This is a genomic window from Aeromonas sp. Y289-2, from assembly GCF_027705925.1.
Taxonomy (GTDB): domain Bacteria; phylum Pseudomonadota; class Gammaproteobacteria; order Enterobacterales; family Aeromonadaceae; genus Aeromonas; species Aeromonas veronii.
Map to the genome: position 1 here is coordinate 135,534 of NZ_JAPDCH010000003.1, position 15,589 is coordinate 151,122.

The 15,589-nt window shown below is 59.8% G+C and carries 9 protein-coding genes, 1 tRNA gene and 1 riboswitch; of the genes, 6 read left to right on the forward strand and 4 right to left on the reverse strand.

From position 1 onward, the window contains the following. The first annotated feature begins 99 nt into the window (after nt 1-99). Nucleotides 100-175 (forward strand) — tRNA-Ala (locus tag OKC43_RS07050). Nucleotides 176-346: 171 nt separating this feature from the next. On the opposite strand, the gene OKC43_RS07055 is transcribed toward OKC43_RS07050, so the two are convergent. Continuing rightward, nucleotides 347-2,536: an ExeM/NucH family extracellular endonuclease gene (locus OKC43_RS07055; protein ID WP_236271550.1), complete on the reverse strand. Its 2,190-nt coding sequence runs from the start codon at nt 2,534-2,536 to the stop codon at nt 347-349. 293 nt (nt 2,537-2,829) lie between these two features. Further along, nucleotides 2,830-2,912: riboswitch (cyclic di-GMP riboswitch) on the forward strand. 116 nt (nt 2,913-3,028) lie between these two features. Between OKC43_RS07055 and OKC43_RS07060 the strand changes: the two genes are divergently transcribed. Further along, nucleotides 3,029-6,058 (forward strand): glycosyl hydrolase family 18 protein, encoded by a 3,030-nt coding sequence (locus OKC43_RS07060; RefSeq protein ID WP_409010825.1) that lies wholly within the window; start codon nt 3,029-3,031, stop codon nt 6,056-6,058. Nucleotides 6,059-6,197: 139 nt separating this feature from the next. Further along, on the forward strand, nt 6,198-7,142 hold the full coding sequence (locus OKC43_RS07065; RefSeq protein ID WP_005362471.1) for a chemotaxis protein CheV: 945 nt from the start codon (nt 6,198-6,200) through the stop codon (nt 7,140-7,142). A 182-nt stretch (nt 7,143-7,324) separates the two neighbouring features. Here OKC43_RS07065 and OKC43_RS07070 read toward each other — a convergent pair whose 3' ends face one another. After that, nucleotides 7,325-7,936 carry an arylesterase gene (locus OKC43_RS07070; RefSeq protein WP_005335237.1) on the reverse strand — a complete coding sequence of 204 codons (612 nt, stop codon included), beginning with the start codon at nt 7,934-7,936 and terminating at the stop codon, nt 7,325-7,327. Nucleotides 7,937-7,992: 56 nt separating this feature from the next. Here OKC43_RS07070 and OKC43_RS07075 point away from each other — a divergent pair, with 56 nt between their 5' ends. Beyond that, a complete protein-coding gene (locus OKC43_RS07075) occupies nt 7,993-8,688 on the forward strand; it encodes an ABC transporter ATP-binding protein (RefSeq protein ID WP_236271551.1) in 696 nt (231 codons plus the stop codon). 36 nt (nt 8,689-8,724) lie between these two features. After that, a complete protein-coding gene (locus OKC43_RS07080; RefSeq protein WP_236271552.1) occupies nt 8,725-11,172 on the forward strand; it encodes an ABC transporter permease in 2,448 nt (815 codons plus the stop codon). Between the two features lie 127 nt (nt 11,173-11,299). On the opposite strand, the gene OKC43_RS07085 is transcribed toward OKC43_RS07080, so the two are convergent. Next, the gene (locus OKC43_RS07085; protein WP_123172482.1) at nt 11,300-12,205 is read right to left on the reverse strand and encodes a TIGR01777 family oxidoreductase; all 906 of its coding nucleotides are present in this window, start codon (nt 12,203-12,205) and stop codon (nt 11,300-11,302) included. Between the two features lie 252 nt (nt 12,206-12,457). On the opposite strand from OKC43_RS07085, the gene OKC43_RS07090 reads away from it, so the two are divergent. Further along, nucleotides 12,458-13,987, forward strand: coding sequence for an EAL domain-containing protein (locus OKC43_RS07090; protein ID WP_322112495.1), 1,530 nt, complete (start codon nt 12,458-12,460; stop codon nt 13,985-13,987). Nucleotides 13,988-14,061: 74 nt separating this feature from the next. On the opposite strand, the gene OKC43_RS07095 is transcribed toward OKC43_RS07090, so the two are convergent. After that, nucleotides 14,062-15,243: an aminotransferase-like domain-containing protein gene (locus OKC43_RS07095; RefSeq protein WP_064335632.1), complete on the reverse strand. Its 1,182-nt coding sequence runs from the start codon at nt 15,241-15,243 to the stop codon at nt 14,062-14,064. Between the last annotated feature and the right edge of the window lie 346 nt (nt 15,244-15,589).

Genomic DNA, 15,589 nt, shown 5'->3' on the forward strand with positions numbered 1-15,589 from the left:
TATAGCTCAGCTGGGAGAGCGCTTGCATGGCATGCAAGAGGTCCGCGGTTCGATCCCGCGTAGCTCCACCAAATTCTCCTCGAACAATCTGGAATCAAAGGGGTTATAGCTCAGCTGGGAGAGCGCTTGCATGGCATGCAAGAGGTCCGCGGTTCGATCCCGCGTAGCTCCACCAAATTCTTGTTACAAGAAGCAAAAAGGCCACCGCATCGCGGTGGCCTTTTTGTTTTCTCCATCATTTATTTTCTCCATACGTCCGCGCCTTTCATTTGTACATCCAATGACCTGAATGAAAAAGCCCGCGAGACTCGCGGGCTTTGCTTGCACTATTCAGATGCGCTTGTGATTAACGGCGACGTCGCCAGGCCAGTGGCAACAGTGCCAGCAGGCCGAGTCCCAGTGCACCACCGCCTGAGGAGGTGTCCGGTTTGGTGGCATCGCTCTCCAGTCTCAGGTCGACGATGATGGGATCATGGTCGGAGGCACTGAAGGGGTTGTCAGACTTGAGCAGGGCGCCGGTGTACTGGCTGCCGTATTCGAACAGGGAGCTCTCGAAGGAGTTGATGTGCCAGTCGGCGACACCTGCCACCTTGCTGGCCAGCGCCGGGTTGGCGAGGGCATAGTCCAGGGTGCCCAGCTCCCCGTCGTAGCTGTAGGAGATGGCTTTCTCCTTGTTGAATTTGACGTTGAGATCGATCAGGCCGTAGCTGCGGGTCACTTCGCGACCGAGCTGTTCATAGGACTGCTCACCGATAAAGGTGTGGGAGGCCGATACGATCTTCCGCTCGCTGGTGGCCGGGTTGTAGTCGGTCAGTACCCGGATCGGATCTTCCTTGGCGTAGGAGTTGAAGTCGCCCACCAGCAGCACCTGGCCCGGCAGTTTGCTGACTGCCTCACCCAGCACCTTGGCGGCAGAGACCCGGAACTCGGTGCACTTGCCCTGCAGGTCGGCCGGTTCTGTCTTGCCATCGCCATTTTCGTAGCAGCCTGACCCCTTGGATTTGAGGTGGTTGACCACCAGCGTCAGAGGCTCCTTGCTCTTGGCGAGGGTGAAGGTCTGAACCAGAGAATCGCGCTGACCGGCTGTCTTGGCCACACCACCAGTGGTGTAGCGCTGCTCCGGCAGCTTGATGACGCTGGCATCTCCGCTGGGGGTGAGCAGGGCAGGGCGGTAGATCATCGCCACCATGATGGCGTCGCCGCCGAAGAACTTGCCATCGGTAAGTGCAGTTACCGGCAGACGCACATAGGCGTAGTGTTTGCTCGCATCCTTCTGCTGTTCGTTGAGGCGGGTCACCAGATTGTGGAGGGCCGAGTTATCCTCGAAGCCGTTGTTCTCCATCTCCATCAGGCCGAGCAGATCGGCATCCATTGCGGTGATGGCATTGACGATCTTGGTGCGCTGTTTCTCGAACTCGGGCTGGCTCTTGGCTCCCCGGTTGCAACCTTTGGCGTTGTCGGCATCCGCCTGATCCTTGCACAGGATATTGAGTGCGCCGCCAATGCTGGAGTGGCTGGTGAAGTAGTTGAGTACGTTGAAGCTGCCGATCCGCAGATCGCTGCCAGCGAGGCGAGCCGGCGCGTCTTGACGGTCCTCTTCAGGGCTGCGCAGCAGGGCGCCGGCAGTCAGGGTGACATCGCTCGGTACCACCAGACGGAAGGCATCCTTGTTGTATACGATCACCCCCTCCAGCCCGGTCAGTTGATCACCGATGCGCAGATATCCCTGATCGGCATCCCAGCTCGGGAACCAGGGCAGTACGCCATCCGGCGCTTTGTAATCAGACTCGACTACCAGACGGTTGCTGCCATTTTTGGTGGCTAGTGCGATTGCGTCCGCACTGTTGGCAACATGAAGTTGGGTCGGTTTGATCAGCGGGGTTTTGTGGGCCAACTCTACGTTGTTGCGATAGACCTTGTAGTCGAAGCCGTAGTTGCGGGTCAGGTGCAGGTCACTGCTGCTGTCGAGACGTACCCGCATCCCTTCGTGGCGATTGAGCGCTTGCGCCAGCGTCTCCCCTTCATTGACCTGCAGTACGCTGGTCGGCACATTTAGCCCTTGTGCGGTGACTTGCAAGTGGGCTTTTTTGGTGGCCTTGTCGACTAACGGGGTCAGCTGGGTGCCGCCGTAAAACTCTTGCACCTGTGCTTCCAGACAGACTTCGCTCCCCGGTTTGACGTCTTTATATTTGGTCGCGAAGTCCTTGTCGTTCAGATAGACAAAGATGCCATCAGAGGTGGCCGGATTGCCATCGCCCACCGGGTCGGTCAGATAGAAACCCTTGGTCAGACTTTGGCCAAGCGTCGTCACGATACCGCGAACGTTGAAGGTACCCGGGCTGATTTTGCCGGTCACGTTACCGTTCTTGTCGGTCACGGTCTGGGTAGCCAGCGCGCTGGCGGAGCCTGTACCTTGAATGGTCGGGATGGGGGTGAGTTGAGCCGGATCGGACGGGCAGACAAATGCCGCATGGGCGCCTGAGGATGCAAGTGCCAGCCCCACGGCCAGCGACAGCAGGGTACGAGTACCTTTCATAGGTGTTCCTTTTTTATTTTTGCCAGTGATTCCATAGCCTTGGCTCGTTGACCAAGGGCGCGCATTGTCACATTTCTGGCATGTCATACCAGTGAGCCAACGCACATTAAATGAATCTGGGAAGGTGCGGGAAAGCGTTTTTATGATCCCAGTAACAGTATGATTTTTTTGATAATTCAATCAATTTTAACCCTGTGATCATGACGCTTTCGTGGCAGGGGATAATTCTCTTTGAGAATAAAGATTGAGGGGATCTTGTCGCCTTCCTATACTGGGTTCGTTCCTCACGGAACCCAGGTAAAGGGCAAACCGGCAGTGATGTCGGGGCGCAATGCTTCCGGTCTCGATCGTGGATCCAGATAGTGGGGTTTCCCTGGGTGAGGGGTGGTTTTTGTGGCAGGTCCATTGCCAGTTGTCTGCGCCCATCATGCAGGTTGCGATTGTTCTTTGCCTTGGTGACCAATGCCAAGACAAAACAAGGAAGATAACAATATGCAACAGCTCTTCAGACCCAGCAGGCTTGCCATGCTGGTCGCCCTTGCGGCTGCGCCCGCGTGGGCTCAGGCCGCTTATCCCGCCTATAAATCCGGTACTGCCTACAAGGCTGGCGATATCGTCAGCAACGTCGGTGCCCTCTACGAGTGCAAAGAATTCCCCTATTCAGGCTGGTGCGGGGCATCCCCCTATCACTATGAGCCGGGTGTCGGGGTGGTCTGGGCAGATGCCTGGAAACCCTATGGTGGCGAGGTGCCTCCTCCTGCGCTCGGTGTGGCAGTCAGCTCACCGGCTGCCGGTGCCAGCTTCAACGAAGGAGCCAGCGTGGCGCTGGCAGTGACCCTGAGTGGTCCAGTGACGGCCTTGGCCCGGGTGGAATATCTTGTCGATGGCAAGCTGGTGGCCACGGCGAGCGCCTCGCCATGGAGTGCCAGCTGGAGCGCCGCCGGAGTGGGGGCCCATACCCTCAAGGCTCGCGCGCTGGATAAAGATGGCAAGGTGCTGAGCGAGGCGGATTCGAGCTTCAACGTCGCCGCCGTGGTCGCGCCAGAGGCGCCCAAGGTGAGCATTAGCAGCCCGGCCAGCGGCGCCAAGGTGACGCTGGGTCGCAGTGTGGCGGTGAGCGGCAACGTCACAGATGCCAACAACGATGTGGCCAAAGTCGAGCTCTATGTCGACGGCAAGAAGGTGGGCGAAGATACCACTGCCCCCTGGCAGGTGAACTGGACACCGGATGCCAAAGGCCGTGCCGCCCTCAAGCTGGTGGCCACTGACAAGACCAATCTGAGCGGTGAGTCGGCGGCGGTGACCGTCAATGTCGAGGAGGCCGCGCTGCCGCCCACCGGTGGCAACCTCTCTTGTGACATTCGCCAGGTCTATCGCCCGGATGGCTACGAGTGCATGGGGGATGACCATGCCCGCCGGGTCATCGGCTACTTCACCTCCTGGCGCACCGGCAAGAACGGCCTGCCCGCCTATCTGGTGAGCGACATCCCCTGGAACAAGATCACCCACATCAACTACGCCTTCGCGGCGGTGGATGAGCAGAGCCACACCATCAAGGTGGACGATGCAGCCACCAAGATGACCTGGGATGGCGTGCCGGGTGCCGAGATGGATCCTGAATTTGCCTACAAGGGCCACTTCAACCTGCTGTCGAAGTACAAGAAGCAGTATTCGGATGTGAAGACCCTCATCTCGGTCGGCGGCTGGGCCGATACACGCGGCTTCTACACCGCCACTACCAAGGGTGACTGCTCGGTCAATACTGCCGGTATCAACACCTTGGCTGACTCTGCGGTGAGCTTTATCCGCCAGTACGGTTTTGACGGGGTCGATATCGACTACGAATACCCAACCTCGATGAAGGATGCGGGCAACCCCAACGATTTCCCGCTCTCCAACCAGTGCCGGGCCAAGCTGTTTGCCAATTACGAGGTGCTGATGAAGACCTTGCGGGCGCGGCTCGACAACGCCGGTAACGAAGATGGCCGCAAGTATATGCTGACCATCGCCTCACCGGCCTCGGCCTATCTGCTGCGCGGGATGGAGAACTTCCAGGTCACCCAGTACCTCGACTACGTCAACCTGATGACCTATGACTTCCACGGTGCCTGGAACCACTTTGTCGGTCACAACGCGGCCCTGTTCGACAACAATGCCGACCCCGAGCTCTCCCATTGGGGCGTCTATACCCAGACCCAGTTTGGCGGTATCGGTTACCTCAACGCCGCCTGGTCTGCCCACTACTTCCGCGGTGCGCTGGCGGCTGGCAAGATCAACGTCGGTGTGCCCTATTACACCCGCGGTTGGCAGGGGGTGAGCGGTGGCAGTCACGGGTTGGGTGGTAAGGCAGCCCTGCCGAGTCAAAGTGATTGTCAGCCGGGCACAGGTGGCAGCACCATTCCGTGCGGCAACGGGGCGGTCGGCATCGACAACATCTGGCATGATCTGGACAAGAATGGCAAAGAGATCGGCGGTGGCGCCGTGCCCATGTGGCATGCCAAGAACCTGGAGAATGCAGCCAGCCTCGGCATCACCACGCTGCCGAGTTATGGCACTGCCTGGGGTCTGGATCCCAACAATCCGGCTCACGTGATGCAGGGCAAGTATGTGCGTTACTACGATGAGAAGGCCCACGCGCCCTGGCTGTGGAACGAAGAGAAGAAGGTGTTTCTCTCAACAGAAGATGAAGAGTCCATGGGCCACAAGCTCGACTACATCATCAAGCGTGGTCTGGGTGGCGTGATGTTCTGGGAGATGGCGGGTGATTACGCCTTCGATCCGGCCAAGAACGAGTACGGCATGGGCAGCACCCTGACCACCTTGGCTTACGAGAAGTTTGCCAAGGCAACTCCGTACAACACCAAGCAAAACGATCTGGCCGCGCCGAGCGCCCAGCTCGACATCCAGGTCAGCCTCTCCGGCTTCAAGGAAGGGGACTCCAACTATCCGATCAACCCGAAACTCAAGCTGGTCAACAAGTCGACCCAGACTATTCCGGGCGGCGCGCGCATCGAGTTTTTGGTGCCCACCTCCACCTCTGACACCATCACGGATCAGAGTGGCATGGGCCTGAAGGTGGTGGAGAGCGGTGGCAACGACAATTCGGAAGGCATTGCCAATGAGAAGGACTTCCACAAGGTCGCCATGAACCTGCCGGGATGGCAGACCCTGGCACCGGGGGCCGAGATTGAAGTCGCCATGACCTACTACCTGCCCGCCGCTGGCGTGCCGAGCGGTATGCGCATCATCAGCGGCAGCCAGACCATTGGTCTCAAGGCCGAGTTCCCGACCCTGCCGGAGGCCGTGCTGGGTTCGGGTGGCGGCGAGAATCCGGGCACCAGCTGCAGCAGCCAGAACGTCAATCCGGCGGCCTACAAGGCCTATCCGAGCTGGCCGCAGGGGGATCATGCCAATGGCGGCGATCGCATCACCCATAACAAGGTAGTGTGGCAGGCGAACTGGTGGACCAGCAGCGAGCCCAAGGCCACCGATGGCAGCTGGAAGTCTGTCTGTAGCTATTGATTTTAAAATCAATGAGATAAGTGAGGCTTCGGCCTCACTTTTTTTGTCTGGTTGGTCGCTCTGGTTGAAAATGCGCCTGCCTTTCCTGGCGGGCAGCCTCTATAATAGAGTCGATTAATAATCAGATGGATATCAGCGTATGGCGAGTATATTGGATTCCGTTGATCAACGAACTCAACTGGTGGGTGAAAACCGACTCGAGTTGTTGATGTTTCGTCTCGGCACCCGTCAGATGTTCGCCATCAACGTCTTCAAGGTACGGGAAGTGGTCAAGTTGCCCCATCTGAGCAAGATGCCGGGCTCCCATCACAATATCAGCGGGGTGGCCAATATCCGTGGTACCTCGATCCCGGTGATCAACCTGCGCAGCGCCATCGGCATGCGTCCCATGCCCATCGACAGTGAATCCAACCTCATCATCACCGAGTACAACCGTACCATTCAGGGCTTTCTGGTGGGGCAGGTGGCCAACATCGTCAACATGACCTGGAAGGATATACTGCCGCCGCCGCGCTCCGCCGGGCGCGCCAACTACCTCACTGCCATCACCCGCATTCCCGAAGATGGAGTGGAGCAGATCGTCGAGATCATCGATGTGGAGAAGGTGCTGGCGGAGATCATCACCTATGACATCCGCATCTCCGAGGAGGTGCTGGACCGGGAGATCCTGCCCGAGATGCATGGCCGCAAAGTGCTGATCGTCGATGACTCCAGCACCGCCCGCAATCTGGTGCGCGAGACCCTGGGCCAGCTTGGGCTTGAGGTGATCGAGTGTCAGGATGGTTTGCAGGCACTGACCCTGCTCAAGGGGTGGTGCGATGCTGGCAAGAAGGTGACCGACGAGATCCTGCTGATGATCACCGATGCCGAAATGCCGGAGATGGACGGCTACCGCCTGACCCACGAGGTGCGCAGCGATCCGCGCATGTCTGACCTCTTTATCACCCTCAACACCTCCCTGAGCGGCAACTTCAACGAAGCCATGGTCAAGAAGGTGGGGTGTGACCGCTTTATCTCCAAGTTCCAGCCCGACTTGCTGGTCGGCGTGGCGCAGGAGCGGCTGCGCCAGGTACTGGAAAGCTGAGAAGCTGCCTGCTGGTTATGCTAAATCAATAACAACACATCCCGCTTCGGCGGGATGTGTTGTTATTGGGTATTGGCGATGGATTGGTTGAATCAAGGTGCCACGCAGAGATCGTCTACTGCCCAAAACATCCGATTTTGGCGGGATGTTTAGTTATGGGATATTGGTCATAGGCGGCGGGTTTATTGGCTGAGCAGCGGTTCCATAAAGCGGGCGACTTTATCGCGGATTTGGGGCTGGGCCGCCGGGGTGGGATGAATACCATCGTTCATCATAAGTTCAGGGCGCAGCGCAATATCATCCATAAAGAAGGGCAGCAGCGGCAGATCGTTAGCCTGGGCCAACTCGGGAAAGATCTGTTCGAACTGGCGCAGATAGCGGGCACCGTAGTTGCGGGGCAGCTGGATTTGGGTCAACACCACACGGGTCTGCTGCTCCTTGGCGAGCGCGATCATGCTGGCCAGATTCTGGCGGGTAATGGTCGGTGCGAAGCCGCGCAGGCCATCGTTGCCCCCCAGTTCGATCAGCAGCCAATCCGGTTTGTGCTCCTTCAGCAGAGCGGGCAGACGGGCCAGCGCCCCTTGTGTCGTTTCACCGCTGATGCTGGCATTGAGCAGGGTGTGTTTTCCCCCCTCCTCCTGCCATTTCTGGTTGAGCAGGGCAGGCCAGCTCTGCTCAACCTGCATTTGATAGCCGGCGCTCAGGCTGTCTCCCAGCACCAGCAGGGTCTGGGCCTGAGCCGACGAGAGCAGGCTGCCGAGGCCAACAAACAAGGCAAACAGAATACGCACCATCAATTCAACTCCCGCTATGGATTGTCATCAAGGGATTGGAACAAAGGATACAGAGCATGAGTTCAACCCCCATTATTGTCGTCAAGGGCCTCGGCAAATCGGTTCGCCTCGGCCAGGAAAGCCTCACCATCCTTGAAGGGATCAATCTGCAAGTCAATAGTGGCGAGACGGTGGCACTGGTCGGTGCCTCCGGCTCCGGCAAGTCCACCCTGCTGGGGCTGCTGGCCGGGCTCGATCTGCCGAGTCAGGGAGAGATCGAGATCCTCGGCAAATCTCTCGGTGAGCTGGATGAGGAGGGGCGGGCCCGATTGCGCGCCGAACAGATCGGCTTTGTGTTCCAGTCGTTCCTGCTGCTCCCGACCATGACGGCGCTGGAGAATGTGATGCTGCCCGCCGAGCTGCGCGGGGAGCGTGATTGCGAACCAAGAGCTCGCGAGCTGCTGGCCGCGGTCGGGCTTGGCGAGCGGTTGCACCATCTGCCGCCACGGCTCTCCGGCGGTGAGCAGCAGCGGGTGGCCATCGCCCGCGCCTTTATGACTCGTCCAAGCCTGCTGCTGGCGGACGAGCCGACCGGCAACCTCGACAGCAAGACCGGCGAGAAGGTGATCGAGCTGCTGTTTGAACTCAATCGCAAGCATGGCACCACGCTAGTGGTAGTGACTCATGACCATCAGTTGGCCGAGCGTTGCCAGCGGCAAGTGGTCATGACGGCGGGGCGGCTGGATCGCGAGGTGGCCCATGATGTGGTGTAACGGGGTGAGCTGCGGGTCAGGCGGGAGATACAAGGGATGATGCAGTGGCGATTGGGATGGCGACTGCTGCGCCGGGAAGGTTTCAGCGGCGAGCTGCGCTGGTTTGTGCTGGCGCTGGCCCTGAGCGTTGCGTGCGTCTTGAGTGTGGCATTGGTGGCGGATCGGCTCGATGCCGGACTCAAGGCGTCGGGCCGCGACTTTATCGGAGCGGATCGGGTGCTGCGCACCGCCGCCGCCCTGCCGGATGGCTGGCTAGCCCGGGCTAAACAGGATGGCTTGGCGGTGCAGACCACCGTCAGCTTCAACAGCATGCTGTTTCACGGTGATACGTTGCAGCTTGCCTCCATTCGGGCGGTGCCCGACGGTTTTCCCTTTTACGGCAAGCTCACTCTGGAACCTGCCCGCGCCCCAGCTCCCGGCGAGATCTGGCTCTCCGCCCGGGTGATGCAGCTGCTCAAGGCCAAAACGGGGGATGAGCTGGAGGTGGGTAATACGGTGCTCAAGGTGGCAGGCCTGCTTGGCGAGGAGCCGGATCAGGGCTTCAGCCCCTTCCTGCTGGCGCCGCGTGCGCTGATCCACAGTGCCGATATCGAGGCGACTGGAGCCCTGCTCCCGGGCAGCCGCCAGCAGTGGCGCTATCTGTTCAAGGGGCCGCGAGAGTCGCTGGCCCGTTACGAGCAATGGTTGTTGCCGCAATTGCAGGCCGGACAGAAGTGGATCAAACCGGATGACAGCGAATCCCAGGTGGGTCGCTCGCTGGCCAATGCCGAGCGTTTCTTCCGGCTTGCCTCGTTAAGCGGGGTGTTGCTGGGGGCGTTGGCGATGGGGATTGCGGTGCGCCACTTTGCCGAGCGCCAGACCAATATGGTGGCGCTGCTCAAGACCCTGGGGGCATCTCGTCGCTCGCTCTGGCAACTGATGGGAACCCTGCTGCTGTCGCTGACGCTGATCGGTGCGCTGCTGGGTCTGGTGGCGGGCACAGCCATGCAGTGGCTCACCTTGCAACTGCTGGGGGACCTGCTGCCGCCGGATCTGCCGCCCCCCTCCTGGCGCCCCTTTGCGCTGGGCGTGGCAGTGGCGCTCTTTATCACCCTGCTGCTCGCTTTTGTGCCCTTCTTGCGGCTGCTGAAGGTGCCGCCGCTGCGAGTATTGCGCCGGGAGCTGGAGGCGGGGATTCCCCCCTGGCTGGCCCTGCCGGTCGGCCTGTTCGGGCTGTTTGCGCTGGTCTGGGGCTTTACCGCCGATGTACGGCTGGCGCTGGGTCTGGTGGGTGGCATGGGCTTGCTGATGGCCCTGCTGGCCCTGCTGGCTGCACTGATGTTGCGGCTGGGGGCAAGAGTGAGCAGGCCTCATGCCTTGCGGTTGGCGCTGGCCCACCTGTCGCGCGAGCGCAGCAGTGGCCTGTTTCAGCTGGCGGGCTTTGCGTTGGCGCTGATGCTGTTTGGCTTGCTCTGGGCGGCCCGGGTCGATCTGCTGGATGAGTTTTCGGCACGTCTCCCCGTCGATGCGCCCAACCGTTTTCTGGTCAATGTGGCCGAGAACGAGCGGGAGGGGATCCTGAGCGAGCTGGCGGCAGCCGGGGCCACCACTTCCGATTTCTATCCCATGGTGCGTGGCAGGCTGACCCATATCGCCGGTGAGGCGGTGGGCGAGGGGGCCAGCAGTGGTCGTGAAGGGGTCGATCGGGAGCTCAACTTCACTACCACAACAACCCTGCCAATAGACAACAAGCTGGTGGCCGGTAAATGGCTCGCTGGCCCCGGCGAGGTGTCGGTGGATAGCGAACTGGCCAAGCGGCTCGATATCAAGCTGGGGGACATGCTCGCCTTTACCATCGAGGGGCGCAGCTTTGGCGCCAGGGTCACCAGTCTGCGCAGCATCAAGTGGGACAATATGCGTCCCAACTTCTACATGATCTTCTCCGAGGATCTGCTGGCACCCTTCTCCCGAACCTGGCTTGGCAGCTACCGGCTGCCCGAGGCGGGGCGCACTGCCGAGGTGGAGTTGATCCGCCGCCACCCCACGGTGAGTCTTATCGATGTGGATGACCTGATTGCGCGGCTCACTCAGGTATCGGAGCAGGTGAGCCGGGCGCTGGCGCTGATGCTGGGGCTGGTGACAGTGGCGGCGCTCTTGGTGCTGCTGACCCAGACTCAGGCCAGCATGGCCCAGCGTCGGCGCGAGCTGCTGCTGATGCGCACTCTGGGTGCCAGCAGCGATCTGCTCAGGAAGATGCTGCGCTGGGAGCTGGTGGCCAGTGGTGCGCTGGCGGGGTTCTGTGCCGCCATGGTGGTGGAGCTCTGCTCTTTTGGCCTTCAGTGGTGGTGGTTCGAGGGGCAGTGGCAGTTCCACTGGGCTATCTGGCTCGGCCTGCCGACACTGGGGGCACTGCTGGTGACGCTGGCGGGGCAGGGGATGCAGCGTCAGCTGCTGGCTGGCACCCTGAGCGATCGGCTGCGAGGGCTGGGTCAGGGGTTGTTGTAATCCCGCCAGCGCGAGCCGATGCACACAAGGCGCAATAGCGCAGCCACAATAAGCAAGCAGCCCGGCCATTGGCCGGGCTGCTTGCTATATGAGGTGCTGACGAGTGGACGCAGCGAGCAGGTGTGATTTAGCGGGGCTCACGCAGAAGATTGGTGAGGGCGCTCGGCAGCTCGGGATAGCTGAAGTGAAAACCGGCCTGTTGCAGTCGTGCTGGTATCACCTTTTGTCCGGTCAGCAGCAGATCGGCCGCTTCACCCATCACCAGTTGCAGCAGGGGGGCGGGCACGAAAAAGAGGTGCGGGCGGTGCAACGTGGTGGCAAGGGTCTGGCTGAAATCCCGGTTGCTGACCGGATGGGGCGCAGTGCCGTTGAAGATGCCGCTGCACTCTTCGTGCTCCAGCAGAAAGAGCATTGCGCGCACCAGATCCTGCACATGGATCCAGCTCATCATCTGGTTGCCTGACCCCATAGGGCCACCGAGTCCGAGTCGGTAGGGAGGGAGCATTTTGGGTAGCGCCCCCCCATCCATGCCGAGCACCAGCCCGATCCGCACGATACAGACCCGGGTCTGGCGGCTCTGGGCCTCCTGCGCCAGGGTCTCCCACTGCTGGCAGAGCTGGTGGGTAAATTCGTCGTTGGGAGAGCGGCACTGCTCATCGAGGGTTTCGGTGCCCTGTCTGCCATACCAGCCGATGGCGGAGGCGTTGATCAGCACCTTGGGCGGCGTGCTGGATAGCTTGATGAGATCCACCAGCTGCTCGGTCAGTAGCCAGCGGCTATCGCAGAGCAGCTGTTTGCGCGACTCGCTCCAGCGTCCGGCGGCGATAGGTTCACCGGCCAGATTGATCACTGCATCCACGTCATTGAGGTCATCGAGCCGATCGAGGTTATCCAATACCTTGATATCGTGGCCGAGCAGGGAGTAAGCGCGGCTCCCCTGCCTGCTCAATACCACGACCTCGTGATTGACCTTGAGATGGGCAACCAGCTTGCGGCCGATAAAGCCGGTCCCTCCGGTAATAAGAATCTTCATCGCTGCATGCTCCTGCTGCCGTTTGCTCAACTTTAATGGTGTGGCTTCCCTTCAACAAGTGAGACGTGCTTCGGGAGTTTTCTGTTTGACGTTTGTTAACTCTATCCTCTTCTTACGACATATTGTTGAACAATAGTTTGAATTGATTGATTTTTGTTGGGTGGACATTTGTTGAACAATCGCTATTATGGCGACCCTTTTCGCCTGTCCACCGAGGCTGTCACCCATTATCCGAGCATCAAAGAGGCCGCCATGCCATTTCGTCGTTTGAAACTTCGCCAGCTTTACTCGAGGATTCTCTTGGCGCTGCTTATGGGGGGCGGGATCCTGCTGCTGGGGGTTGTTGCCGTTATCTGGCAGACGGTGACGGAGACAGAGCGTGATGCCGATTCACGGTTGCAGCATGCCCGTGTGATGTTTGAGCGCTCCATCGGCCATGCCCGGCAGGCGGCCATCAATGTGAAGGGGATGCTTGGTCACTCCTGCAAGGAGGCGGCACAACTGCTGCGCGAACAGGTGGCCACGGTGCCTTATGTCCGTTCCGCCAATCTGGCTGTAGGCAGCCACATCTACTGCACCTCGCTCTATGGTGACTACGATGGCCCCTTCAATCCCGACCGCTATGTGGATGGCAGGCTGCAACTGCTGCCAGGCAATGAGGTCACGCCGGATCGTCCCTTGATCGTGCTGCGTCATGAAACGGACAAGGGGAGTGTGTTGATCGGTGTAGATGGCTACTACCTGCGCAATACCCTCGAGATCTCCAGCAAGAACTCCCCGATGGCTCTGGTGGTGGGGCAGAGGGCGCTGTTTGGCTCAGGTCAGGTCGGGGCTGCGCCCTCTCCGACAGAAGAGGGTTATATTGCCCTCGCTTCGGCCGATTTCCCCTATCAGGTCGTCACCCGGGTCACGGTGCATGACTATTGGAGCCACGCATGGCGCTACTCCAGATATACCTTGTTCCTCTCTCCGCTGCTGGCACTGCTGATTGGATTCGGCACCTTCAGGCTGATGGGGCGTAGCAGCTCACCAGCGGAAGAGCTCAAGCGGGCGTTGATCGAGGAGGAGTTTATCCCCTATCTGCAGCCGGTGGTCTCCGGTGAGAATGAGCAGTGGCGTGGCTGTGAGGTGCTGATGCGCTGGCAGCATCCCAAGCAGGGGATGATCTCGCCGGATCGCTTTATTCCGCTGGCGGAAGATAGCGGGTTGATCGTGCCCATGACCAGCCTGTTGATGGCGCAGGTGCGCGACCACTTCTCCCCTTATGCCCGCAAGCTGCCGGCAAAGTTCCATTTTTGCTTCAATATCAGCGCCAAGCACTTTCAGGATCTCGACCTGTTGGCTGACTGCAAGGCGTTTCTCGACGCATTTAAAGACAATCCCGTTGATTTGGGGCTGGAGCTGACTGAGCGTGAACTGCTGGTGGCCGATGAGACAACCGCTCAGATGTTTGCCGAGTTGCGCAAACTGGGCGTGTTGATCTCTATCGATGACTTTGGCACCGGTCACTCCAGTCTCACCTATCTGCAACAGTTTCAGGTCGATGCACTCAAGATTGACCGGAGCTTTGTGGAGATGATCGGCACGGATGCACTCTCCAGCCATATCGTTGAAAACGTGATTGATCTGGCGAAGCGACTTGAATTGATCCTGATCGCGGAGGGGGTCGAGAAGCAGTCGCAGGCGGACTACCTGCGGGCGCGCCACGTTGACTATCTGCAAGGGTATCGTTACAGCCGCCCCATTCCGATGAAACAGTTTTGCAAGACCCTGTTTGGCTGAACGGTTGAATGGGGAGCATAAAAAAACCAGCGATCGCTCGCTGGTTTTTTGTTGGTACGGTTTGGCTTGGGCGATCAGAGCATGCGCTGGAGGGCGCGGGCCAGGCGTTTGACCCCCTCCTCGATGGTCGCTTCATCGACGCAGGAGAAGCTCAGGCGCAGGGTGTTCTTGATCTCGGGGCGCACGTAGAAGGGGGCACCGGGTACGAAGGCCACCTTCTCCTTGATCGCCTCGTCAAACAGCGCCATGGCACTGATGTGGGCTGGCAGGGTCAGCCAGAGGAACATGCCTCCTTCCGGTCGGGTGTAGCTGACACCGGGCGGGCAATGACGGGCCAGCGCGGCCTCCATGGCGGCGCGCTGGCGGCCATAGACCTCCTTGATCTTCTCCAAGTGAGCGTCGAGGGAGTTGTCGGTCAGGAAGCGGTGCAGCACCTGCTGGCTGAAGGCGTTGCTGTGCAGATCGGTCGCCTGCTTGGCGATGGTCACCTTCTTGCGCAGCCAGTCCGGCATCACCATCCAGCCCAGACGGAAGGCGGGCACCACGGTTTTCGAGAAGGAGCCGAGTAGCACGGTATTGTTTGGCGCCAGCTTGGCGATGGGGGGCAGATGTTCCCCTTCGAACCGCAGCTCGCCGTAGGGATCATCTTCCACCATCAACAGCTCGTGGCGAACCAGTCGCTCGGCCAGTGCCTCGCGGTTGGCACGGCTATAGGAGACACCGCTCGGGTTCTGGAAGTTGGGCACGCCGTAGAGCAGCTTGGCATTGGATCCGCTTGCCAGCAGCGCATCCAGCGCCGCCAGATCCAGTCCCTCTTCTTCAAGGGTGATCGGCTTGAAGGTGGGCTGGTAGACAGAAAAGGCCTGAATGGCGCCAAGGTAACCCGGTTCTTCGATGATTAGATCCTGACCCTCGTCGATCAGCACCTTGCCCAGCAGATCCAGCGCCTGCTGGGAGCCGCTGGTGATGAGGATGTTGTCCGGATTGACCTGCATGCCGTGGCGGGCCAGATAGCGGTCGGCAATATATTGGCGCAGCGGGGCGAAGCCTTCGGTCGCCGCATATTGCAGGGCGGCAGCCCCTTGCTCGCGCAGCACATCCTGACAGGCCTGATCGATCGCCTTGACCGGAAACAGGTGGGGATTGGGCAGGCCACCGGCGAAGGAGATGATCTCCGGATTGGCGGCAACTTTGAGGATTTCACGGATAAAGGAAGGTTCAACCTTCTCGAAGCGCTGGGCAAAAAACGGCTGCATAGACAATTCTCTCGGCATGTGGGCGGTCGCTCCATTCGACCGCCAGGTTATCCGTTTGTATCAGATTTCAGAAATGAGGCAATGATTGTCACAAAAATCGCCAAAAAAGGGCTGGAACGACTCTGCTGCGGATTATATTGGACGGTTAGTCGGTATGGTGATGCCAGTGAGGGGGCAGGGAAGTGGATGGCCGGAATATTTGTTGCGCGAAACACTTGCGCCTTGGGCCTATCTTGGGATAATTCGCTCCCCTGTTTTCGCGGGTCGATGAATGCCGAGCCGCGAGCGGTCCCGCTCGGGATCGGACACAAGATGTATTACCCGGATTGATGAAATAACGAGACCA